General features: G+C 49.1%; 20 protein-coding genes. 3 read left to right on the forward strand and 17 right to left on the reverse strand.

Features of this window, described 5'->3' with window-relative positions; genetic code table 11:
- Window position 1 precedes the first annotated feature (1 nt).
- The 7 genes from ACQ4MZ_RS09925 to ACQ4MZ_RS09955 all read right to left on the reverse strand — a co-directional run bounded on the left by ACQ4MZ_RS09925 (window position 2) and on the right by ACQ4MZ_RS09955 (window position 7,561).
- Window positions 2-346: a DUF6984 family protein gene (locus ACQ4MZ_RS09925; protein WP_430844669.1), complete on the reverse strand. Its 345-nt coding sequence runs from the start codon at window positions 344-346 to the stop codon at window positions 2-4.
- A gap of 26 nt (window positions 347-372) precedes the next feature.
- Window positions 373-1,404 (reverse strand): hypothetical protein, encoded by a 1,032-nt coding sequence (locus ACQ4MZ_RS09930; RefSeq protein WP_430844670.1) that lies wholly within the window; start codon window positions 1,402-1,404, stop codon window positions 373-375.
- Between the two features lie 45 nt (window positions 1,405-1,449).
- Window positions 1,450-1,794 (reverse strand): DUF5615 family PIN-like protein, encoded by a 345-nt coding sequence (locus ACQ4MZ_RS09935; RefSeq protein WP_430844672.1) that lies wholly within the window; start codon window positions 1,792-1,794, stop codon window positions 1,450-1,452.
- On the reverse strand, window positions 1,784-2,029 hold the full coding sequence (locus ACQ4MZ_RS09940; protein WP_223402452.1) for a DUF433 domain-containing protein: 246 nt from the start codon (window positions 2,027-2,029) through the stop codon (window positions 1,784-1,786). Before ACQ4MZ_RS09940 ends, ACQ4MZ_RS09935 begins: the two co-directional genes overlap by 11 nt.
- A gap of 128 nt (window positions 2,030-2,157) precedes the next feature.
- A complete protein-coding gene (locus ACQ4MZ_RS09945) occupies window positions 2,158-5,589 on the reverse strand; it encodes a PVC-type heme-binding CxxCH protein (protein ID WP_430844674.1) in 3,432 nt (1,143 codons plus the stop codon).
- A 124-nt stretch (window positions 5,590-5,713) separates the two neighbouring features.
- Window positions 5,714-6,280 carry a Uma2 family endonuclease gene (locus ACQ4MZ_RS09950; protein WP_430844676.1) on the reverse strand — a complete coding sequence of 189 codons (567 nt, stop codon included), beginning with the start codon at window positions 6,278-6,280 and terminating at the stop codon, window positions 5,714-5,716.
- A gap of 75 nt (window positions 6,281-6,355) precedes the next feature.
- The gene (locus tag ACQ4MZ_RS09955) at window positions 6,356-7,561 is read right to left on the reverse strand and encodes a DUF763 domain-containing protein (protein ID WP_430844677.1); all 1,206 of its coding nucleotides are present in this window, start codon (window positions 7,559-7,561) and stop codon (window positions 6,356-6,358) included.
- A 145-nt stretch (window positions 7,562-7,706) separates the two neighbouring features.
- Here ACQ4MZ_RS09955 and ACQ4MZ_RS09960 point away from each other — a divergent pair, with 145 nt between their 5' ends.
- Entirely contained in the window at window positions 7,707-8,999 is a 1,293-nt protein-coding gene (locus tag ACQ4MZ_RS09960; RefSeq protein WP_430844678.1) for a hemolysin family protein, read from the forward strand.
- A 177-nt stretch (window positions 9,000-9,176) separates the two neighbouring features.
- Here ACQ4MZ_RS09960 and ACQ4MZ_RS09965 read toward each other — a convergent pair whose 3' ends face one another.
- From ACQ4MZ_RS09965 to atpA, 9 genes are all read right to left on the reverse strand, one after another.
- Window positions 9,177-9,866, reverse strand: coding sequence for an SDR family NAD(P)-dependent oxidoreductase (locus ACQ4MZ_RS09965; protein ID WP_430844680.1), 690 nt, complete (start codon window positions 9,864-9,866; stop codon window positions 9,177-9,179).
- Window positions 9,867-9,886: 20 nt separating this feature from the next.
- Window positions 9,887-10,750, reverse strand: a complete 864-nt coding sequence (galU, locus tag ACQ4MZ_RS09970; protein ID WP_019942004.1) for a UTP--glucose-1-phosphate uridylyltransferase GalU — start codon at window positions 10,748-10,750, stop codon at window positions 9,887-9,889.
- A gap of 189 nt (window positions 10,751-10,939) precedes the next feature.
- A complete protein-coding gene (locus ACQ4MZ_RS09975; RefSeq protein ID WP_291204169.1) occupies window positions 10,940-11,935 on the reverse strand; it encodes a mevalonate kinase family protein in 996 nt (331 codons plus the stop codon).
- Window positions 11,936-12,118: 183 nt separating this feature from the next.
- Window positions 12,119-12,646 (reverse strand): YceI family protein, encoded by a 528-nt coding sequence (locus ACQ4MZ_RS09980; RefSeq protein WP_430844682.1) that lies wholly within the window; start codon window positions 12,644-12,646, stop codon window positions 12,119-12,121.
- 126 nt (window positions 12,647-12,772) lie between these two features.
- A complete protein-coding gene (locus tag ACQ4MZ_RS09985) occupies window positions 12,773-13,504 on the reverse strand; it encodes an outer membrane lipoprotein-sorting protein (protein WP_430844684.1) in 732 nt (243 codons plus the stop codon).
- A gap of 113 nt (window positions 13,505-13,617) precedes the next feature.
- Window positions 13,618-13,866 carry a DUF5615 family PIN-like protein gene (locus ACQ4MZ_RS09990; protein WP_430844685.1) on the reverse strand — a complete coding sequence of 83 codons (249 nt, stop codon included), beginning with the start codon at window positions 13,864-13,866 and terminating at the stop codon, window positions 13,618-13,620.
- Window position 13,867: 1 nt separating this feature from the next.
- Window positions 13,868-14,104, reverse strand: coding sequence for a DUF433 domain-containing protein (locus ACQ4MZ_RS09995; protein WP_430844687.1), 237 nt, complete (start codon window positions 14,102-14,104; stop codon window positions 13,868-13,870).
- A gap of 97 nt (window positions 14,105-14,201) precedes the next feature.
- The gene (atpG, locus tag ACQ4MZ_RS10000; protein WP_430844689.1) at window positions 14,202-15,086 is read right to left on the reverse strand and encodes an ATP synthase F1 subunit gamma; all 885 of its coding nucleotides are present in this window, start codon (window positions 15,084-15,086) and stop codon (window positions 14,202-14,204) included.
- 88 nt (window positions 15,087-15,174) lie between these two features.
- Window positions 15,175-16,752, reverse strand: coding sequence for a F0F1 ATP synthase subunit alpha (atpA, locus tag ACQ4MZ_RS10005; RefSeq protein ID WP_430844690.1), 1,578 nt, complete (start codon window positions 16,750-16,752; stop codon window positions 15,175-15,177).
- A gap of 289 nt (window positions 16,753-17,041) precedes the next feature.
- Here atpA and ACQ4MZ_RS10010 point away from each other — a divergent pair, with 289 nt between their 5' ends.
- Window positions 17,042-17,800: an FKBP-type peptidyl-prolyl cis-trans isomerase gene (locus ACQ4MZ_RS10010; protein WP_430844692.1), complete on the forward strand. Its 759-nt coding sequence runs from the start codon at window positions 17,042-17,044 to the stop codon at window positions 17,798-17,800.
- Between the two features lie 11 nt (window positions 17,801-17,811).
- Complete coding sequence (locus ACQ4MZ_RS10015; RefSeq protein WP_430844694.1) at window positions 17,812-19,938, forward strand: carboxy terminal-processing peptidase; 2,127 nt, start codon at window positions 17,812-17,814, stop codon at window positions 19,936-19,938.
- Between the two features lie 79 nt (window positions 19,939-20,017).
- Here the strand turns inward: ACQ4MZ_RS10015 and ACQ4MZ_RS10020 are convergent, their stop codons facing one another.
- Window positions 20,018-21,463, reverse strand: coding sequence for an efflux transporter outer membrane subunit (locus ACQ4MZ_RS10020; RefSeq protein WP_430844696.1), 1,446 nt, complete (start codon window positions 21,461-21,463; stop codon window positions 20,018-20,020).
- Between the last annotated feature and the right edge of the window lie 37 nt (window positions 21,464-21,500).

The raw sequence follows: 21,500 nt of genomic DNA on the forward strand, positions 1-21,500 counted from the left end.
TTTATTCCTCCGGCGCTTTTCCGAATATCAGCTTGTCTGGCGTAGGATATTCCAAAAGTTTGGTAAAATCCACTTTCCAGAAATCCAGGTCGAGTAACTGGCCGTTGGTATCTTGTGTCAAGGTAATCACCACCGGCGTATCGTCGATATCCACGTATTCGGCCTGGATAAGATCGCCGGCGTAGGCATTCATATCGCCACCGAGGCTGATACTGCCCATTTTGCCGCCCTCGTATTCGTCCACCATTTCCGAAACCGGAAAATCGATCGGGTCCAGGTTCAGTTTTTCAAGAAGGAAGTGAATAAGATCCAGCTCTTCGCCGCGGATGGGTCTGATATTGCTCATGATAGTGTATTTGTACTAAAAAAAAGTCACCCTGCCGTTCTGCTCCGCCATTGCTCGGCTTTTTTGGCCACAAACCAGAAGGATAACGCCAGTAATGCAAAGAAAATCCCCGCGTTGGTACGATCCCAGAAATATTCGAAATAACGGGTGTAAATATTGAGCAGGAAGAAAACCAGGCACAGGTCGCGCAATGTTTCCTGCTTGTATTGAAATGCATAATACATCATTCCGGCGAGTACGAGCGTAAAACTCAGTGCCCAAAACCAGAAATGGCTTTGTTTAAGGGCCTTCCAACCTTCGTAATCGGCATAATTGCCAAAAATAGAGAGCGTCCAGCCGGCTACCAGAAACAGGAACAGCCCAACCGTGTAAGTAACGTCCTTCAAAAAAGCCAGTGCACGGATTTGCCCGATTATCCACGAGGAAGCCCATATCACCAGCCCGAACACCGTCATACGCAGTGGATAATTCATCCCCAAGAACCGAAAATTGCCTCCCGACCAGTAGTGGGTTTGCGCACCCCACCAACCGGCAAGCGCGAGGATAGCCGTAACCCAAAGCAAGGTAGACCGGAGAAAAATAGCGACGCCCGCGTAGGCGATCGCTGCAAACAGCAGCGGTAATGCATAATTACCCGGCCCATCAAGTAACCCGCGTGTCCAGTAAGTAATTGCAATCGCGACCGTCAGGATAATGGCGATATTGTAAACTTCATTGCTAGCCTTCGCTCCCCCGGAACTATTCATGCGCCGTTTGGCGAGGTACACAAAAAGGCCTGCAACGAAAGTGAAAAGTATGCCGACGATATTCTCCGAAAAGCCCCAGCGCTTGCGAAGCAGCTCGATCCATTTTTCATCCAGTACCAATGCCCCGAATGCGAGTAATCCACACGACACCGCAGAAATCAAAGCATAAATAGCGATCGCATCCACATTCGCATTGCGTACGCTGTAACTGCCCCGTAGCTCCGTGGCCAGCTCCTTCGGAATGCGCGCCTCATCCTCCCAGGTCTGAATAGCCCGGTTTACGATTTCAGCTTCTTTTTTGTCGAGTTCCATTCAAATATTTTGGTGTTGATGAATTAAAATCGTGCCTTGACTATATCAATTGAATGCTTCGATTTTGTCATTGAAGATGACGACCAATTTATAAGTGTTGCTTAAATCAACTACCTCGTGCCATATTTTTGAAACCAGTGAATGAAATTCCTTCATTGACATGTTACCTGTCCGAAAATGAATGACCCGTGGAGGAGGAGGAGAGATAAGGATTCTGCTGGCAAAATCGGAATCCTTGGTAATGATGGTTTTGTCTGAGTCCTTTGCGTATGACCAAATATCAGAGTCTTTCGCTATTCTCGCAATATCTATTTGATGAACGTAATTTGGGTTGTTCCAAAGCGAGAAGTAGTATGGTAAATTGACATCAATCAAATATTTATGCGACATGCTTAATCTCTTTGATGAAGTAATTCTTGTTCATCATCTCAATTGCAAATTCATAACATGCATCAATATCTTCGTTTTCAAGTACCGGATATTGATATAGCAGCTCTTCTCTGCTTGTCCCCGCGAAAAGGAATTCCAGAACCGTTTGAACGGTAATTCGCATTCCCCTAATAATCGGCCGACCATTGCAAATTTCCGGATCAATGGCGATTCGTTCGGTCAAATAAGTTGTCATGTCTTAACTTTTTTCAAATATACCCAAATCAGCTATATAACAACGCGTGCTGGGAATTTGTCCGGAATCCAAAAAAATAACCCCCGGGACGATTAATACCGGGGGTTGAAATATCCATCAAAATCTAATTACTTTTTCAAATTCGAAAGGAACTCCACCACGTCACGGATCTCTCTTTTCGACATGATGTTACCCATCGGAGGCATGCTTGATGGTACGTTTTCTCGTTTCGCAATACGAGAGGTGGCGATTTTCAACGGTTCTGCTTCCGAGGTTTTCAGTACCAGTTCATGCTCGTTTTCCTGGGCGAGGATGCCAGCCGCGGAAGTCCCGTCTTTCAATGTCAGCATCACCATTCCAAATCCCGGCGACAGGCGTGCACTGGGCTCAATGAGCGCTTGAAGGATTTGCTCGCGTGTAAGAACATTTCCGATGTTTGAAAGGTTAGGGCCTACCTCTCCGCCCTGGCCGCCGATGGAATGGCAGCGTACGCATTCAGCGGCTGAACTTGTCATGAAATAGCGGCGACCCGCCTGGGCATTTCCGCCGAACAATGCATCCTGGTAGTCGGCTGCGGTGTTGCCTTGCTTGCGCAGCGGCGCTATTTTGGCGATCAACGTGCTGGATTTGGTCGAATCGACCGCTTCGCCAAGATCTAGAAGCAGGTTGTTCGGCAGCTTGTTATCCGCCATCTTGCCGATCAGGCCGTTGAAAATGGTTTCCGTTTTGGCAACCGGCAGGCTACCCAGAACTTTCAGGATTTGCTGCTGCTCGCGCACGCTGCCTTTTTCGAAAATGGTGTTGGAAATGTCGGCCAATGCCTCTTTCGACATATTCACGCTTCCTACCATACCTAATGCGGCCGTACGTACATCGGCGTCGGAGTCGCTCATGCCTTTTTTCATGACGGTTTCCATATCCGCGTATTTCAGATCGTTCAACGCTAGGAGCATAGCAGTACGTACTTTCGCGTCGTTGCTGTCGTTCAGGATTTTGGCCAGGGCCGCGTTATTATCGCTTACATTAAGGTTCGTCAGCATTTGCGCGGTCGCGATCAGGATCGCGGGCTCATTCTCTTGCAAAAGGTCGGCCACCATCGGCTTGATCTTCGCTTTCACACCGGCAGGATCACGCTCCATTGGGCCGCGGTAACGGCCATCCACGCGGTCGGTTACGGATGGGCTGGCCCAGGTTCCCAAGGTTGCCAATGCTTCCGCACGCATTTCTTTGCTAACATCCTTACGTTTCGCAAATGCAATGAGGTCGTTCAACTGAGTTTCGCCGCCTACCCGCAATGCAGCGTTGATGGCGCGGCGTAGCAATGGCTCCGAGGTAAAGCCTTTTTCGTTCAGCACCGCAGCCAATGCAGGTAATGCCGCAGGAATAGAAAGGTCGTCGTTAATACCGCGGGCGGCTTCTGTTACAATGTATTCATCCTTATCTTTCAGGAATGCGCTGATCTGCTCATTTCTCATGCGGCGAAGCACAAGTACCCCTGCAATGCGGAGTGGTTTTTCAGGGCTGTTGGCTAAGGCAACAATAGGCGCTACTTCTCCTATGCGCGAGAGCGCCAGCACACCTGCGTGGCGGATGTACACGTCCTGATCATTATTCGCTTTCACCATCTCGATCAATGGCTGCACAGCATTCTTGTCTTTTACGCGGCCCAATGCCTGTGCCGCGAAGAACTGCACCCGTGGGTTTTTGCTTTTCAGCATCGGGATCAGCATCGGTGCGGCCTCCGCGATTTTGGCGTCGCCCAGCACCTTTGCGGCTTGTACTGTAATTTCTTCGTCAGAATCTTTCAACAAGGTCATCAGCACGTTGGCATATGACTTGTCCTGGCGCGCCAGTTGACCTAGTCCCCAAATCCCGTGAATGCGGCCGAATTGGTTGCTTTTTTGTTCGATAGCTTTGTTTAATACAGCGGCACCTTTTGCTCCTCTTGAGGCGAGTTCGAACTGTGCTTTCTGGCGGATGCGCATATCCTCATAAGAAAGCAACGGTAGCAATGCGTCGTCGGATTGTTTAGTATAATCCAGCTGCATGAGGCGTTTGGTCTCGGTGCGGACCGCTTTCAGGTCATTTTTCTCGTCGGTAACGTCAAGTTTCCACACGCGGCCATAGTTTTTAGTATCCCAACCGTTGATCCAGTCGGCAACGTATAATGCGCCGTCGGGACCGAAACGGATACCGGTTGGCAGGATACCCGTCAGGATGTTTTTCTCACCATCCAGCACGAACGAAGCACCTTTTGGTTTCAAACCAAATGACCAGATCGGCGAACGCGCAGGGTTCCCAACGAATTCAACGAGGAAGAACTTGTTTTTCCATTCTTTACCCAATGCCGTTCCGGGATTGTATTGCATGCCGGTAGGCCCATTGTGGTAGTTTTGGATAGGAGGAATAATGTATGCCGCCTGACCGTCCCAGCGTGGTTTGAACAGTTTTTCGTCCATCCACACTTTGTAGCTGTTGTTTTTAGGATCAGTGTATTTGCCGTACTGCCAGTTGGAGCGCCAGCCCGCATCGGAGCCTTCCACTACGTGCACCAGACGCTCGCTTTCGCCGGGGTGGTCACCATCGTTATCTGAGCTGATGAGGTTACCATATTCGTCAAATACAAACTCGTGTGTATTACGCAACCCATGCGCGAAGATCTCGAAGTCGCTGCCATCCGGGTTGGAGCGTGCAATGATACCCGAGTTGGGGTGCTCATGTTTCACGCCCTCGGCAGTGGTAATGTTGGCGCCAATATCGCCGATATTCCAGTAAATTTTGCCATCGGGCCCCTCGATCGGGTTCGACATTCCATGCCCGCTGAAACCGATGTGCACACCGTAACCGTGGCTGATCGAGGTTTTTTCATCCAGTACGCCGTCTCCATTGGTATCTCTCAAACGCCACACATCGGGAGCGATGGTCACAAAAATGTCTTTTGCACGTACGAGCAAGCCGCCCGCCACGTCGGAAACTTCGTCGAAGAAGTCGTCAAGGATACGCATGGAAACGTCGGCGATGCCGTCATTATCGGTGTCCTCAATACGCCATACTTCGTCTTTTTCAACCGCCAGGTCCTTCCAGTCGTGTGAGCCGTCGCCATTGAGGTCTTTCAGCCAGTTGTTTTCCTTGCTTTTTTCGGGAGCAAATGTCTTGTGCAGGAATTTGCGGCGATCTTCCACCGTCTGCAATGCAATGGATTCGGTGATCCAGTTGCGGTGCCCGCGAATATCGAATTCGGAGTTTTTCTGGCGGTTGGTACGGTTCAGATACACCCTTCCGGCGTCGTCCATCGCGATCGCTACCGGGTCCGGAGCGAGTGAATCCGATGCCCATAGATCGAGTTTCAACCCGTCGGCCAGTTTAACTACCGTTTTTTCGCGGATTTCTTTGGCTCTTGCTTTACCGGCTACGGCGTCTTCTTTCACCACCATTTTGGTGCTATTCGTTTTTACGACCGGCCCGGACGACATCGGGGCCATTTTCATACACGATACTACCGCCACGGTGGTAGCCGCCATCAGGGTTAGAGGTGTTTTGAGATGTTTTTTGGAGATCATTGAGGACGTTGCTTGATGCAGATTATTCAGGTTCAGTTGCGAACCGGGTACAAAGGAATTAAAAATAGCGTTAAAATCTGCTTTTGCCTTCTGTAAAGGATGCAGATATAACTTGGAAAGATGATTATTTGGAAATTTGGTTCGATAACAGATTCCGCACGGAAATTTCGAAATCTTCCATCACCGGATATGCCGAACAAATGTCATGTTCTGTGCAGATTTTGACATTTTTTCGTGAAGAATAAACGTATACTACCTCGTTGTCGGGGTAAATGTGCCAAACGACTTTGACGGAGGAATTAAAATATTCAGCCAGCTTCTCTTCAACCTTTTCGGCGTCGTCGGTCGGTGAGATTACTTCTATGAGAAATTCAGGAACGGGCTCTTCATCGGATGTGGCGGAGACGTCGATTTGCTCGCCGGAGAAGAAAGCTAAGTCAGGTCGGCGCATTTGAATGCCGCTGAGCATGACGTCCTGTTCCATGATCAGCGCGCCGCCTTTAGAGAAAGCCGTGGTACCGAAGAATAGTTGTTGAAGTCTCCTGATGATGAAGAGGTGTTTTTTCTTCACTTTCCCGAATCTGATGATTTTGCCGTCGTTCCATTCATATTTAAACCCATCGGCAGTCTCCCACTGGATAAATTCATCCAGCGTGCGGGGCAAAATCGAAGATGTGGAACGGAGTATCATAGCTCGGGTATCATTTATTGTACTTGATATTCAGTTACAAAGGCTATTCTAAATTACTAAATCAAACCTTCACAATCAAAACAGCTCCAACTGTCCGTCCCAGCCTTTCGGTTTCTTCGCCTTACCCTGCACCGTCCGGCCCTCGTACTTCCAGGAGGTGTCGCGTTCGTGCTGAACGATATCGTTGAAGCGGTTATTGGGCTGGAAATCCTTTTCGAGTTGTGCCGACACTTTGGAGAGGTTTTTCAAGGCGTCGGATTTATCCTTGTCACCCATTTTAGCAAGTTGAATAGCCCGATCGAGGGTGAGGATAGATTCGTCGTAAACGGTGATCGGCACCGGGAACGGGTGACCATCCTTACCGCCGTGGGCGAACGAAAAGCGCGCCGGATCACTGAATCGCGACGGCGTGCCATGGATAATCTCGCTCACGAACGTGAGCGACTGGATCGTGCGCGGGCCTACGCCTTCGAGCATGAGGAGCGACTCCATATTATCGACCGGATTGTCGTGCGCCAATGCGAGTACTGCTCCAAGCCGTTTCAGGTTCACGTCTTCCGCGCGGACGTCGTGGTGATCCGGCATGACGAGCTTCGAAACTTCCCGCATGATCTTGTCGGGGTTTTCCTTTGTAAGATCCAGAATGCCGGTGCGGGTTGGAGCGGCGGCTTTGGCGGTCAGGTTGAGGATATTGCCCTGATTTTGCCCGTAAATGAATGTATGGGGTTCTTCAATGAACGACTGGATACTCGGAGAATGCCAGTGGTAACGACGGGCCAGGCGGTCGTCGGTGTTCATGCCTTGCTGGATTACCGCCCAATTGCCTTCTTTGGAAAGGACAAATGAATGGAGATACAACTGGAAGCCATCCTGAATAGCGGTATTGTCAACCTTGGCAGAAAGCTTGCTATGATGTACGAGCAAGTTCCCGTCCAATCCTGTTTTATCTGCTATCGCTAGCAGTTCTGCGGGCGTTTGCCTGGAATATTTGCCCCGGCCGCCGCAAATGTAAATGCCCAGGTCCGACGACCTCCGGTTCACCGATTGTTTCAAAGCACCCATGACCGACGTGGTAATACCCGACGAATGCCAGTCCATTCCCAGCACGCAGCCCAGAGACTGAAACCAGAATGGATCGCTCATCTTTTGCAGCAATGCGTCGCGGCCATATTCCATTACGATCGCTTCTACGATAGCGCCACCGAGCGCGCTCATTCGCTGAGCAAGCCAGACAGGAACTTTCCCGTAATGCAGGGGTAAATCGGCGTGACCACTTTTCATAAGAATTCAATTTACGAAAATTCGGGGTAGCAAGAGGTAACCTGAAATGCATTAATGCTGGCTTCGGTTTCCCAATGGCCCGATTTTTTGTTAAAATGCAGCTTTAAAACGCATTTTCACTTCAAAAACGGATTCACCGGCCTCCATGGTTTTACAGGTTATCATTACCCTTGTACTCGTTCTGCTCAATGGTTTTTTCGTCGCTGCCGAGTTTGCAATAGTCAAAATCCGCGCCTCGCAGCTCGAACAGAAAGCCCAGGAAGGGAACCGGATGGCCATTCTTTCCAAACAAATTGTGTCTAATCTCGACGGCTATCTGGCTGCTACCCAATTTGGTATTACGCTCGCGAGCCTTGGATTGGGCTGGATAGGGGAGCCGGTCGTTTCGAAAATGATTATCGGTGCAATGGAGCTGGTGGGTCTTTCGATCGATCCGGAAGTGGCGCACCATATCGCATTACCTACCGCATTTGCGATTATTACAGTATTGCACATTGTGTTCGGGGAGCTCGCTCCTAAGTCGATCGCGATCCAGCGGCCGGAGTCGACAACCCTGGCTTTGTCTTATCCGCTGCACGGCTTTTTTCTGATATTCAGGCCAGTGGTGTGGCTGCTGAACGGCATCGCCAACGTGATATTGAAAGGCGTTGGCATTACGCCATCACACGGCAGCGAGGTGCACAGCAGCGACGAGTTACGCTATCTGGTTCAGCAACAGAAAGAAAGTGGCATGATCGAAGCGGCAGATTACGACCTGATCAAGAACGCATTCGATTTTTCAGAAAGGGTAGCAAGGCAAATCATGATCCCACGGCCGCAAGTTGTGGGCATTGATGTAAACGACTTCACCGATGCCAAGCTTGAAAAAGTTATAGAAGAAGGCTATTCCAGAATGCCGGTTTACGAAGATACGTTGGATCAGGTAATCGGTGTTTTGCATCTAAAAGACCTCTTGCTTAAAATGCGGCAAGGCAAGGAGATCGTGCTCCGCGAGCTGATAAGGCCTATTGCAACCGTCCACGGCTCGAAACCCATTGGCGCATTACTACGCGAGTTTCAGGTGAGCCGCCAGCAAATGGCTGTGATCGTCGATGAATATGGCGGGGTGGATGGTATTGTAACGATGGAAGACATCCTGGAAGAGCTCGTTGGGGAGATTCAGGATGAGTACGACAACGAAGCGCCGGTCGTCAAAAACGAAGCGGATAATACCTATACTGTGCAGGGTGCTGCTTCCATCGTGGATTTGAACGAGCGGTTGCCGCACGACATTACCAAACGCCCCGATTATGAAACGTTGGCCGGTTATCTCATCTGGAAGTTCGGGCGTATTCCGGCGGTGGGAGAGAAGCTCAACACGAAACACTACGAATTTACTGTACTCAAAAAGCAGCGCAGCACGATTTCGCAGGTGAAGATCGCGGTGTTGGACAGTTAGTGGTCAGGAATTGTCAAGTATGGTCAGGAAGGTCAAGTGTGGTCAGGAGAGGTTTGACAGCCGATAGCCGACTGTCGATGTGCCATTAGGTCAGGAATTGTCAAGTTTGGCCAGGGAAGTCAAGTGTAGTCAGGAGAGGTTTGACAGCCGATAGCCGACTGCCGACAGCCAACCCGGTCAAGCCTCGTTATAAAGCTTCAAAACCGTCTGACGCAATTTTTTCCCTGTATCGCTTAAAACAAACGCAATACCCTCGGCCATATCTGCGGCGGGGACCCATTTGCGGAAATCGGAATTGGGCATTGCCGCGCGGTTGCCGGGCGTGTCGATAATGCTGGGGACGATTACCGTTGCGGTGATATTCTTCGACTTCCCCTCCGCATTGATCAGGTCAGCCATTTGGAAAATCAATGTTTTGGCAAGCGTATAGGCAAAACTTCCCGTGCCCGCCTCAGGCACGAGCGCCGGGCGCGCGCCTATGAAGATGAGCTGCCCGCCTCCATTCGCTTCGAAATGCTTCATTAACGGCTTCACGACGTGGAATGCTGTTTTGAAATTCATCGTCAGCATTTGCTCGATGTCGGCGTCGGTGGTGTCGGTCAATTTGGCCATGGCGAAACCGCCTGCGAGTAATATGCCGGCATCAATGTGGCCTGCATTAGTGATTGCCTCGGCGACAAATTGCTCTGCTTGTTCTCCGCTGGCCAGGTCGGCGAGGTAATTCGAAACACTCGCATTGTCGGCGTAAGCATCAGTTTTGCCTTGCCGGACATTGATATGCAAGCCATAACCAAGCTTCGTCAATTTTTTCACAACATCTTTACCAAGGTTTCCTGTGGCTCCGGTTACGATGACTTGTTTGGGCATGGTTATGGCTTTTAAAGTGCTTATTTATTTAGAATATCAACCAGGAATTTCCGGAATGGTTCAGCGAATTCCTTTCTTTTCAATGCAAACTCGACGGTTGTTTTAAGATAATCCAACTTGTCGCCGATATCGTGGCGCTTGCCTTCGATATGGTGTGCAAAGATATTCTCGCGTTTCAGAAGGAGCAACAGCGAGTCGGTAAGCTGAATTTCGTTGTTCTTACCTTTTGGAGTTTGCTCGATCGTGTTGAAAATTTCAGGCGTCAGCACGTAACGGCCGGCAATAGCGAGGTTGGAAGGCGCTTTGTCGATCGCAGGTTTTTCTACCAGCGTACTCAGCTCCATGATCGAGTCGCTCAGCGAGTTTCCGCCTACGATACCATATCGGTTCACCTTATTGGCGGGGACTTCTTCTACCGCGATCACGGAGCCGCCGTATTGCTCATAAGTATCCATCAATTGCTGTGTCACCGGGATCACAGAATCCATAATGGTATCGCCCAATAGTACTGCAAATGGCTCGTTACCCACGTGGTGGCGCGCATAGTAGATCGCATCGCCCAGACCATTCGCTTCTTTCTGGCGCACGAAATGCACATTTGCCATATCCGCCAGGCGGCGCATTTCATTGAACCAAAGCAGATCTTCTTTCTCTTCCAGGCGGCTTTCCAACTCTACATTGCGATCGAAATGGTCTTCGATGGCACGCTTGCCTTTTCCTGAAATGATCAGAATATCTTCAATGCCTGAATCTACGGCTTCCTGTACCACATATTGAATAGTAGGGATGTCGATAATCGGGAGCATTTCCTTCGGCATCGATTTGGTTGCCGGCAGGAATCGGGTTCCAAGTCCGGCTGCGGGTATAACGGCTTTGCGAATCATGTCTTGGTGAACTTCGGCTTTCGGCTTTTGGCCGCCGGCCTTTTTTGTTTTGATATGAGTATGATAATTCTATTACTTATTTTCCCTTTCGACAGCCGACAGCCGACAGCCGACAGCCGACAGCCGACAGCCGACAGCCGACAGCCGACAGCCGACAGCCGACAGCCGACAGCCGACAGCCGACAGCCGCTAAACCACAAACGGTCTGATCACCCGCGCGTTGAATTTCTTCAACTGCACAAACAGTTGGTTCAGCATATCGTCGTCCTTGTAAATTCCGATAATAGTGCCACCGGAACCGGCAAATTTAGCGGATGCCCCGCATGCGCGTGCCGCATTGATCAGCTTTTTGTTGGATTCGGGTACATTATAAATCTTGCAGCGCAGGTCGAAATTTTCATTCATCAGCGAATGCAGATCGTCCGGGCGGCCTTCGAGCAATGCGGTGCGGCCGTCTTCGGCTTTCTGGGCGATCTGACCGAGCACATCGATCACTTCCTGCTCACCGCGGTCATAGCGCGTCCGCACATCATTATGTACCTTGCCCGAGACCTTACTAAGGTTGGTATTGTAAGCGACGTACAGTTTTGGCAGTAATTCGGGGTTGATGCGCTCGTAGCGGCCGTGGCCCTGTGTCTGGATCATGGTTTTATCAAAATCCATATAGACGCAGCCTTCGTAGCATTGGATCACGCGATCCTGTAAGCCGGCGGTGATGCCGAGCTCCTCGGTTTCGGTCACCATGACAAGCTGTGGCAATATTTCGAGGGGTATTTCAACTTTATAAAACTGCATGAGCGCCCGGAACAATGCGACGATAATCGCGCTGGAACCTGACATACCTACCTGGCGGGGGATCGACGAGCGGTAACGGACTGTGAAATTCTTGTTGGGCAGCTTGATATTATTTTCCTCGCAATAGTCGCCAAACTTCTTGATACCGGCCTTAATAAGGGGAATACCGCCATTATAGCCCAGCATATTCACCGAATCGCGCAGGTGAAAAATGCTGCGGAATGTGTTCAAATCCTGTGGTTGCGGCTCGATATGCAGCTCGGGCGATTCGTAAAGCGAGATGGACGCTCCGAAATTTCTTACAGATATGGAAATCGTTTTGCCGAAAAAGCCATCAGAAGGATTGCCTAAAAGCCCCGCACGGGCATAGGCGCGTGTTTCAATGATCAATGTAAATGCGTGTTTAGCCGGATGTAATAACTATCTGGACGATAAAATACCATTTTGCCCTTATAAGCAGGTGCTTGAGATTTTTACCCAATGCGGCTTGAAATCTATGAATGAACCGGCTGGAATCAAAAAAAGCGCGGATAAAAAACCCACGCTTTTCGTAAGAGGAACGGTTTATTGATATTATTGCTTCACGACCTGAACGTTCGCGATCAGTTTCACTTCGTCACCTACCACGACGCCGCCTGCTTCGGTAACAGCGCTCCATGCCAGGCCGAAATCCTTACGGTTGATTTTACCGTTGATCTCGAAGCCTGATTTGTTGTTTCCATAGAAGTCGGTCATGTTACCACCGAATTCCGCTGAGAAGTCAACAGTTTTGGTAATACCTTTCACAGTCAGTTCGCCTGTCAGGTTATAGTTATCACCGCTTTTCTTAGCCAATTTGCCTGTGAACGAAAGTTTTGGGTGGTTCTCGGCATCGAAGAAATCAGCTGATTTCAGGTGCTGGTCACGTTGTTCTTGTTTGGTATCTATACTTTCTACGTCAGCAGAAAAATGGACGGTCGCACCGTCGAAATCATCACTAGTTGTTTCAACACCGCCTTCGAAGCTGTTGAATGCACCTGTTACAGTGGAAATCACAAGGTGTTTCACTTTGAACTGGATTTCTGAATGTGTTGGGTCAATTACCCATTTAGTAGTAGCCATTGTCTTTGTTATTTTAAGTGTATTTACATTTAATGTATATACATCTAATTGTGAATATTAGTTTCAAATGCATAGAAAAATCCCGAAAAAATTATTCCGGGATTTCGAAAACTGCTTTGAGAGCGTCTATTGAGGCATTTCGAAAATTTTAGGATCGACCTGTGGATTGACTTCCAGGGTTGTAATTTTAAGCCCCATCTTGGTGCCTGGCATTGCAGAGGTTGTCACTTCCGACGCGAACGGGTAATAAATACCGTCTACCGCACGGAAATCCGATTGCACGTTTTCTGACATAATATCTTGCCCGTTCATGGAGGTTTGGGCAACAATTTTCAAAATGTAGAAGGTGTCTTTTGAGATATAATTGATTCTCCGTACGCCATTCGGTAAAGTCATGGTTACCTTATAAACCTTTGCGCCGGCCAGGTCTTCCTCACCGTCCAACGTGACTTTATAACCTTTTTCCTTGTAATTATAAAGACCCGTCAGATCGGTTTCATTGGCCAGGGATTTGACTGCATCTTCCGGCAATGCGGTCGGTTTTGTATTGCCGGCCATCGGGTTGATCGTCCACCCCGTATTGCCGTTCACGGCCTGTACGACAGTCATTCCCTGTACGGTTGATTCGCTCCTGAAACCTTTGTTCTGCACGATAATCGTAGTAATGGGTACTTTCATATTCATAATGTCCATTTCCGCCGAGATCTTCATACTTTGCAGCTTGCCCAGCTTCTCGCCGCCCATGGCTTTCACGTGTTTGGCCACAATGTCGTCAACTGTCTGTGCACTTACGGAGTTGCTAAAAACTGCGACGATCAGGAATACGAGTAGTTTGAAAAGGCTTTTGAAATGTTGCATATGGTGTGGTTGGTTGGTTTTACGACAAAACTTCAATTCTGTCACGATAAGCGGTTACTAGCTTGTGTTCGCTGCTGAGCTCGGCAATGTTATGCCAATTTTTGTACAAAACTTCAAAAAGTTCCGATGCTTTGATATTTCCAAGGCGGAAATGAATGATCCGTGGGGAGGCGCTCGCTGGTGCTGATGCGGATGGAAAAGTCCGCGTTCCGCGTCACGATAGTTAGATGATTTTCATGGGCATAATCCCAAATTTGGGAATCAAGCCATTCATCGTCCAGATCTTTCTGATGAATGAACTCTGCGCTATTCCACAACGAGCAGTGATAGGGCAAATTCACGTCGATCAGGTATTTACGCATATCAGGCTGCGGTCGGATAACTTGCGAAGTTTCTTCCGGCCATTTGTGCGGCAAAGTGTAGGCACGCGTCTATGTCGGCATCTTCCAGTGAGGGGAATTGAAATAAAATCGTTTCCCGGTCATCACCGCCTGCCAAGTGCTCTAATATCGTTTGCACGGTAATCCTTTTATTCCTGATCGTCGGCTTCCCATTACATAAATCAGGACTAACCGTAATCCTTTCAATCAAATCAGCCATAATTCGTTCATTTAAATGACAGACTATATTAGTAAATAAACAAAAAAACGGCCGGATTGTTGTAATCCGGCCGTTTGGAATATGGGTTGGGTAAACCTTAGTTTTTCAATGCTTCGGCACCACCTACGATTTCGAGGATTTCCTTCGTAATCGCTGCCTGACGTGTACGGTTGTACACGAGGCGCAGTTCTTTGAGCAATTCCTGCGCGTTTTCCGTTGCTTTGTCCATCGCAGTCATACGTGCTCCTTGTTCCGATGCATTGGATTCGAGAACGGCACGGTACAACTGGATCTTCAGCGACTTAGGAATCAGTTCTGCAAGGATTTCTTCTTCGGCCGGTTCGAAAATGTAGTTAACCTCGGTCTTTTTCGACTTGGTCGATTTGTTTTCAGCTACGATCGGCAAATACGGATCGGTGTGGATGATTTGCGTAGCTACGTTTTTGAATTCGTTGTACACGATATCCACGGCGTCGTAACGACCTTCCGAGAAGTCTCTCATAATCTCTTCTGCCGCATTTTTTACGTTTACAAAGCTCAAACGGCCAAAAAGATCGGTGTAAGCCGTGTTCACGGTAAAGCCACGACGGACGAGCGTTTCTGCTCCTTTTTTACCGATGGCAAAAATCTCTACATTCCCTTTCGCTGCCTGAGCCGCATATTTCGACTCGATCAGCTGGATTGTAGCTTTAATAATATTGGTATTGAATGCTCCGCACAATCCACGGTCGGAAGTTACGACAATGACGAGCACCTTTTCCACCGGGCGAACGGCTTTCAATGGGCTGTCGGCAGCGCTTTCCGATCCTGACGAAACTGTCAGAAGCATTTCACCAAGCTTCTGTGCGTAAGGGCGCATTTGCAGAATGCTGTCCTGTGCACGACGCAGCTTGGCTGCCGCCACCATTTTCATGGCTTTGGTGATTTGCTGTGTGGAATTAACCGAAACGATACGGTTACGTACTTCTTTTAAGCTTGCCATTTTCTGGGTGTTTTAAGCGATCCGGTGATCCTATTATATATGTACTAGGAAAATGCCGGAACGAGTACCACTCCGGCATTTTTACCGGTTAACGATATTTTACAGCAACTTCTTTAGCTACTTTCTCGATAACGTCTGTTACGCTGTTGTCCAGTTTTCCGGCACGCAAAGCAGCGAGTGCTTCTTTATTCTGGCTGGCCAATACGGTCGTGAAATCCTTTTCGAATTCTTTCACACGTGCTACGTCTACCGTATCCAGCAAACCTTTGGTGGATGCGTAAACAGTCGCCACTTGCAGTTCAACAGGAACCGGTGCGTATTGCGCTTGTTTCAAAACTTCCTGGTTGCGGCGTCCCCGGTCGATCGCCAGCTTGGTAGCGGCATCAAGGTCGGAACCGAATTTCGCGAATGCTTCGAGCTCGCGGAACTGCGCCTGATCCAGTTTCAGGGTACCCGAAACTTTCTTCATCGATTTGATCTGCGCGTTACCACCCACACGTGATACCGAGATACCTACGTTGATCGCAGGACGGATACCCGAGTTGAACAGGTTGGATTCAAGGAAGATCTGGCCATCGGTGATAGAGATTACGTTCGTAGGAATGTAAGCCGAAACGTCACCAGCCTGTGTTTCGATGATCGGAAGGGCTGTGAGTGAACCACCACCTTTTACTTTACCCTTCAATGAAGGCGGAAGGTCGTTCATGTTCGCAGCGATGCTGTCGTCAGCGATTACTTTCGCCGCACGCTCCAAAAGACGGCTGTGGAGGTAGAACACGTCACCTGGGTAAGCCTCGCGGCCCGGAGGGCGACGAAGGAGCAGGGAAACCTCGCGGTAAGCTACCGCCTGTTTCGAAAGGTCATCGTAGATTACGAGTGCAGGACGGCCGGTGTCGCGGAAGTACTCACCAATCGCAGCACCTGTAAACGGAGCGTAGAATTGCATTGGAGAAGGGTCCGAAGCAGCAGCAGCCACGATTACGGTGTAATCCATCGCGCCGTATTTGCGAAGAGTCGCTTCGATACCTTTGATGGTAGAAGCTTTTTGTCCGCAGGCTACGTAGATACAGAATACGGGCTCGCCTTTGTCATAGAACTCCTTCTGGTTAATGATTGTATCGATCGCCACCGCAGTTTTACCTGTCTGGCGGTCACCGATGATCAACTCGCGCTGTCCGCGTCCGATGGGGATCATCGCGTCGATCGCTTTGATACCGGTTTGGAGCGGCTCGGTTACCGGCTGACGGTAGATTACCCCCGGCGCTTTACGCTCGATAGGCATCTCGAAAGTCTCACCAGTAATAGGTCCGTTTCCATCGATCGGCTCAGCCAGCGTGTTCACCACACGGCCAACGATTCCGTCACCCACTTTCACGGAAGCGATTTCTTTGGTACGTTTTACAGTAGCACCTTCTTTGATGTCACTGAAATCCCCCAGCAATACGGCACCCACATTGTCCTCTTCGAGGTTAAGAGCAAGAGCCTTAAGGCCATTCTCGAAAACAAGCAGCTCACCTGCCTGTACCTGGGAAAGACCATAAATGCGGGCAACACCGTCACCAACTTGAAGGACTGTTCCTACTTCTTCGAGTTCTGCTTCTGATCTAGCGCCTGCAAGTTGTTCGCGCAGGATGGCCGAAACTTCATCCGGTCTAACAGATACCATAGTATAATTGACTTATTTAGAGTATAGTAGTAAGTTTTCTGAAAACTGCCGCAAAGGTAGAGTTTTATTTTGGTAAAAACAGAATGATTTAACCAAAACCTGCGATATAAAATTAGATTTTTCCAAGGAACGGGGCAGAAGGGCGTCGCCGGACGCAAATTTACCGTTTATCAGCTTCTAATAACATTTTTAAAACTTTTTTAGGTACTGATTGTGTTTTTGTTGTAATTGAGATCGTTAATAACACTTATCTAATAAATTCTAATCTTTTCGAACGTCTTTTAGTATAATGTACAAATTAGAAAAAACCATTTTAGTAGCCCTGGCATTTGGAGTATTGGCAACCGCGGAAGGCAACGCACAGACTATCAAGAAAACAACCAAACCCGCCGCAACTGTAAAGAAATCAGCGGCAACACCTGCAAAAACATCAGCAGCCCCTGCAACATTGAAAACATCGGCTGACTCTTTGTCTGCGGCAATAGGGGTGAGCTTCGCAAACTCGATATCGTCACAAGGCATCAAGGACCTGAATGCAGACTTGCTTACACAAACCGTAAAAGCAGCCTTGAAAGGTGAAAAAACCGCGTTTACGTCCGATGAAGCGAATATGTTCATCCAGGGGTATTTCACTAAGATGATGGAGGAAAAGGGAGCCGTAGTGCGCAAGGAAGGCGAGAAGTTTTTGGAAGAAAACAAGAAAAAGGAAGGTATAGTGACCACCGAGAGCGGTCTGCAATATCAGATTATCAAAAATGGCGACGGTCCTAAACCGACAGCAACGGACAAAGTGAAGACACACTACCATGGCACATTGACGAATGGAACGGTTTTTGACAGCTCGGTCGACAGAGGCGAGCCAGTCGAATTCCCGGTCAATGGCGTGATCAAAGGATGGACCGAGGCGCTTCAGTTAATGCCTGTCGGATCGAAATGGAAACTTTTCATTCCATATCAGCTGGCTTACGGTGAGCGTGCGGCAGGACCTCAGATACCGGCTTATTCAGCCCTCGTATTTGAGGTTGAATTATTGGAAATCGTAAAATAGCAAACGTGCAAATGAAAAAGTATCTTATCACTCTTATTCCGGTTGTGTTGCTGGGTTGGCAGCGGGGCCCTGTTCAGGAACGAGTGGGGGTAATGGCACCAGCGGCCGCCTCCATGGATGAAGATATCAAGCCAATTCCAGCGCAATACAAAGCGGAAGAGCTGACAACGAGGATCTTATCCAGCTATCATTATAGAAAAACAAAGCTGAATGATTCCCTTTCGGCAGCGATTTTTGATAAGTACATCGATGCGATCGACCACGGTAAGCTCTATTACCTGGCCTCCGACCTTGCGGATTTTGAGCAGTATAAGAACTCTTTCGACGACTATTTGCAAAAAAGAGAACTGGATGTCCCGTTCCAGATGTATAACGTTTTCAGAAAGCGCTATAAAGAAAGAAGCGAGTATATCCAGACGTTGCTGAAAGAAGCGAAGCCGTTTGACTTTACTCAGGACGAATCGATGAATACGGATCGCGAAAAAGCGGCCTGGGCTAAAAACACCGACGAATTGAACGATACCTGGCGCAAGTACCTGAAAAGCGAGGCATTAGACCTCAAATTGTCGGGTAAAGCGGACACTGCGGTGATCAGTACGCTGCGTGACCGATACAAAAGCCGCGATCGCGCGCTCGGCCGCATTCGCACTGAGCAGGTATTCCAGATGTTTATGAATGCATATGCGGAGTCGCTTGACCCGCATACGAGCTATATGGCGCCTACTTCGGCCGATCGTTTCAAACAGGAAATGAGCCAGTCGCTGGAAGGTATCGGTGCATTGCTTCGTGAGGAAGATAACTATATCAAGATTGTTGAAGTAATTCCTGGCGGCCCTGCATTTAAAGGAAAGCAACTTAAAAAAGAGGATAAGATCGTAGCGGTAGCGCAGGGCGACGAAGGTAAGTTTGTGGATATCGTCGGCTGGTTTGTGGATGATGCCGTGAAGCTGATCAAAGGTCCTAAGTCGACCGTGGTGCGTTTGCAGGTAATTTCTGCCGATGCATTGCCGGGATCTGCTCCGAAAGAATACCGTCTTGTGCGCGAGAAGATCAAACTTGAAGAACAGCGTGCGAAGAGCGAGATCGTATCCATTAATAATGGCAATAAAGATTACAAGATAGGGGTAATCGATATCCCGTTGTTCTACCGCGATTTTGAGGGCGCTCAGCACCGTGAGAAAGAGTTTTCTAGCACCACTCGCGACGTTCAGAAACTGATTACCGATTTGCAGGCCTCGAATGTGGACGGTATCGTGATCGACCTGCGTAACAATGGCGGTGGTTCATTGACGGAAGCTGTTTCATTGACCGGCTTGTTCATTAACCGTGGACCGGTCGTTCAGGTAAAAGAAAGCCAGGGTGAAATCGAAGTACAGTCCGACAACGACCCTAGCATTGCCTATGACGGACCGCTTGCTGTAATGGTGAACCGTTTCAGTGCATCCGCATCCGAAATCTTCGCGGCAGCGATCCAGGACTACAAACGCGGCCTGATTGTGGGTGAGCAGACTTACGGAAAAGGAACCGTCCAAACGTTGATCGACCTGAACCAGTGGGTACCGAAAGAGCAGGATCAGCTTGGACAAGTGAAACTGACCGTTGCGAAATTCTACCGCATTAACGGCAGCAGCACGCAGCTGAAAGGTGTGACGCCTGATTTGGAATTGCCTACTGCATTTAAGGTAAATGAGTATGGCGAAGGGTCACAACCGAGCGCATTGCCTTGGGACCAAATCGCTTCTTCGCGTTATGAAGCAACGAGCAATATCAATCCGAAAGTCATTGAGCAGCTTCGCGACAAATACAAGCACCGCCTTAAAACCGACGAGGAACTGAAAACACTTGTAAAAACGCTGAACGACTTTAAAGAAGCGCGCGAGAACAAAATCGTTTCGTTGCAGGAGTCTAAACGCAAAGCTGAACGCGACGAAGCTGAAAAGAAACGTGCGGCTATGAAGCAACTCGGCGAGGACAATGTCGACGGCGACGATGAGGACGAAGCAGATTCAAAAGTAGCCGAAGCTCCCAAGGATGCGAAGAAGAAAAAAGACATCTATCTCACAGAAACTGGCAGAATGCTGGCAGACCTGATCGTGATCTCGAAAGAGCCTAGCTTGGCTGGCACTAAGAAGAAGTAGTAGCATTTGAAATGCTTATAAATGTGAAGAGCACGGATAGCAATGTCCGTGCTCTTTTTTATGTGACTATTTAAAACGGTTATTCCCAACCACCTCCCAGCGCCCGATACAACTCAACCAATGCCAGAAATTGCTCTTTTTGAACATTGGTCAAATTCAGTTCCTCTTGCAAAACGCTGCGTTGCGCAGTGATTACTTCCAGATAAGAGGCGTAACCGGTTAAAAAGAGGTCTTTCGAAGTTGCGACGGCTTGTTGCAGCACTTCTACTTCTTGTTTTTTCAGATCACCAATCTGCCGGGTGTTTTCCAGCTTTTTGAGACTGGTACTCACTTCGCGGAAGCCGTTTAGGACCGATTTGTTGTAGGCATAAAGCGCTTCCAGGCTCGCGGCTTCGGCCCGTTTTTGGTTCGCTTTTAATGCCTTCCGGTTCACGAGCGGAGCTGTGAGCCCGCCCAACGCGCTATATGCGAGTGAGCCGGATGAGAAGAGTAGGTTGCTTTTAAATGCATTGAAGCCAAGGAATGCGGTGATATTCAAAGAAGGCAGAAATGCCAGCTGCGCGGCTTGCTGCTCGGAATAATTGGCAAGCAAGTCGAGTTGTGCCTGCTGAATGTCCGGCCTTCTTCGCAACATTTGCACAGGTATACCGGCGCTGATGGATGGCGGCATTACCTGGTCCAGCGTGGTACTCCTTGTGATGGGCTGAGGGAACCGCCCTGTGAGCAGGTTTACATTGTTTTCAATTTCAATGATCTTTTGCTGTACTTCAAATTCCAGGCTGCGGGTGTTGAGCAATTGGGCAGTAAGCTGACGAACCCCGAGCTCGTTCGCGCGACCTGCTTCCTTCTGGATTTTAATGGTTTCCACGGCCGACTCCTGCAATGCAATGTTCTTCCGGATAATGTCCAGTTCGGTATCGAGCGCCATCAACTCGTAATACGAGCGTGCGATTTCGGCAATGAGGCCGGTGATAATCGCCTGGCGGCCTTTTTCGCTTGCCAGGAAACGGGTGTAAGCGGCTTTCTTCTGGTTTTTGAGTTTGCCCCAAATGTCTATCTCCCACGAGCTTCGTAAGCCGAGGAAGTAATCGGGTAAGAAAGGGGCTGGCAAGCGTCTGTCGTCGTCGAGGTTCTGTGAGAAATTGGTGTCGTAGTTACCTACGCCATCCATAGTGTAGTCGCCAAATTTGCGGCCACCGCCGGATACGTCGCCGGTTACGACCGGAAGCATGGCGCCGTGGGCCGCCATAATGTTGCTCCTCGCCATTTCAATGCGCTGAACGGCCATTTTCAGGTCGAGGTTGTTCTGCAATGCCGTATCGATGAGTGCGACGAGGTGACGGTCGTTGAAAAAGGTCTTCCATTGTAAGGCCCCGATACCCGCCGAGTCGGCCTGACCCACGAATGTTGACGGGGCTTTGATTTTTGCTCGCTGCTCCACCGGCTGCGTCAGTTTACATCCTGTCACGGAGATCAGGATGGCGCCAAACAGCAAGCCGGAAGCAAACTTTTTATTTCTTTTCATCAATATAAAATCTGATTTGAAAGGCCGCGGGCATCCC

It is taken from the genome of Dyadobacter sp. BHUBP1, assembly GCF_050587785.1.
In the GTDB taxonomy this organism is placed as follows: domain Bacteria; phylum Bacteroidota; class Bacteroidia; order Cytophagales; family Spirosomataceae; genus Dyadobacter.

Coding starts and splice junctions, on each gene's coding strand:
- ACQ4MZ_RS09925 (WP_430844669.1), bottom strand. CDS start 346: ATGAGCAATATCAGACCCATCCGCGGCGAAGAGCTGGATCTTATTCAC.
- ACQ4MZ_RS09930 (WP_430844670.1), bottom strand. CDS start 1,404: ATGGAACTCGACAAAAAAGAAGCTGAAATCGTAAACCGGGCTATTCAG.
- ACQ4MZ_RS09935 (WP_430844672.1), bottom strand. CDS start 1,794: ATGTCGCATAAATATTTGATTGATGTCAATTTACCATACTACTTCTCG.
- ACQ4MZ_RS09940 (WP_223402452.1), bottom strand. CDS start 2,029: ATGACAACTTATTTGACCGAACGAATCGCCATTGATCCGGAAATTTGC.
- ACQ4MZ_RS09945 (WP_430844674.1), bottom strand. CDS start 5,589: ATGATCTCCAAAAAACATCTCAAAACACCTCTAACCCTGATGGCGGCT.
- ACQ4MZ_RS09950 (WP_430844676.1), bottom strand. CDS start 6,280: ATGATACTCCGTTCCACATCTTCGATTTTGCCCCGCACGCTGGATGAA.
- ACQ4MZ_RS09955 (WP_430844677.1), bottom strand. CDS start 7,561: ATGAAAAGTGGTCACGCCGATTTACCCCTGCATTACGGGAAAGTTCCT.
- ACQ4MZ_RS09960 (WP_430844678.1), top strand. CDS start 7,707: ATGGTTTTACAGGTTATCATTACCCTTGTACTCGTTCTGCTCAATGGT.
- ACQ4MZ_RS09965 (WP_430844680.1), bottom strand. CDS start 9,866: ATGCCCAAACAAGTCATCGTAACCGGAGCCACAGGAAACCTTGGTAAA.
- galU (WP_019942004.1), bottom strand. CDS start 10,750: ATGATTCGCAAAGCCGTTATACCCGCAGCCGGACTTGGAACCCGATTC.
- ACQ4MZ_RS09980 (WP_430844682.1), bottom strand. CDS start 12,646: ATGGCTACTACTAAATGGGTAATTGACCCAACACATTCAGAAATCCAG.
- ACQ4MZ_RS09985 (WP_430844684.1), bottom strand. CDS start 13,504: ATGCAACATTTCAAAAGCCTTTTCAAACTACTCGTATTCCTGATCGTC.
- ACQ4MZ_RS09990 (WP_430844685.1), bottom strand. CDS start 13,866: ATGCGTAAATACCTGATCGACGTGAATTTGCCCTATCACTGCTCGTTG.
- ACQ4MZ_RS09995 (WP_430844687.1), bottom strand. CDS start 14,104: ATGGCTGATTTGATTGAAAGGATTACGGTTAGTCCTGATTTATGTAAT.
- atpG (WP_430844689.1), bottom strand. CDS start 15,086: ATGGCAAGCTTAAAAGAAGTACGTAACCGTATCGTTTCGGTTAATTCC.
- atpA (WP_430844690.1), bottom strand. CDS start 16,752: ATGGTATCTGTTAGACCGGATGAAGTTTCGGCCATCCTGCGCGAACAA.
- ACQ4MZ_RS10010 (WP_430844692.1), top strand. CDS start 17,042: ATGTACAAATTAGAAAAAACCATTTTAGTAGCCCTGGCATTTGGAGTA.
- ACQ4MZ_RS10015 (WP_430844694.1), top strand. CDS start 17,812: ATGAAAAAGTATCTTATCACTCTTATTCCGGTTGTGTTGCTGGGTTGG.
- ACQ4MZ_RS10020 (WP_430844696.1), bottom strand. CDS start 21,463: ATGAAAAGAAATAAAAAGTTTGCTTCCGGCTTGCTGTTTGGCGCCATC.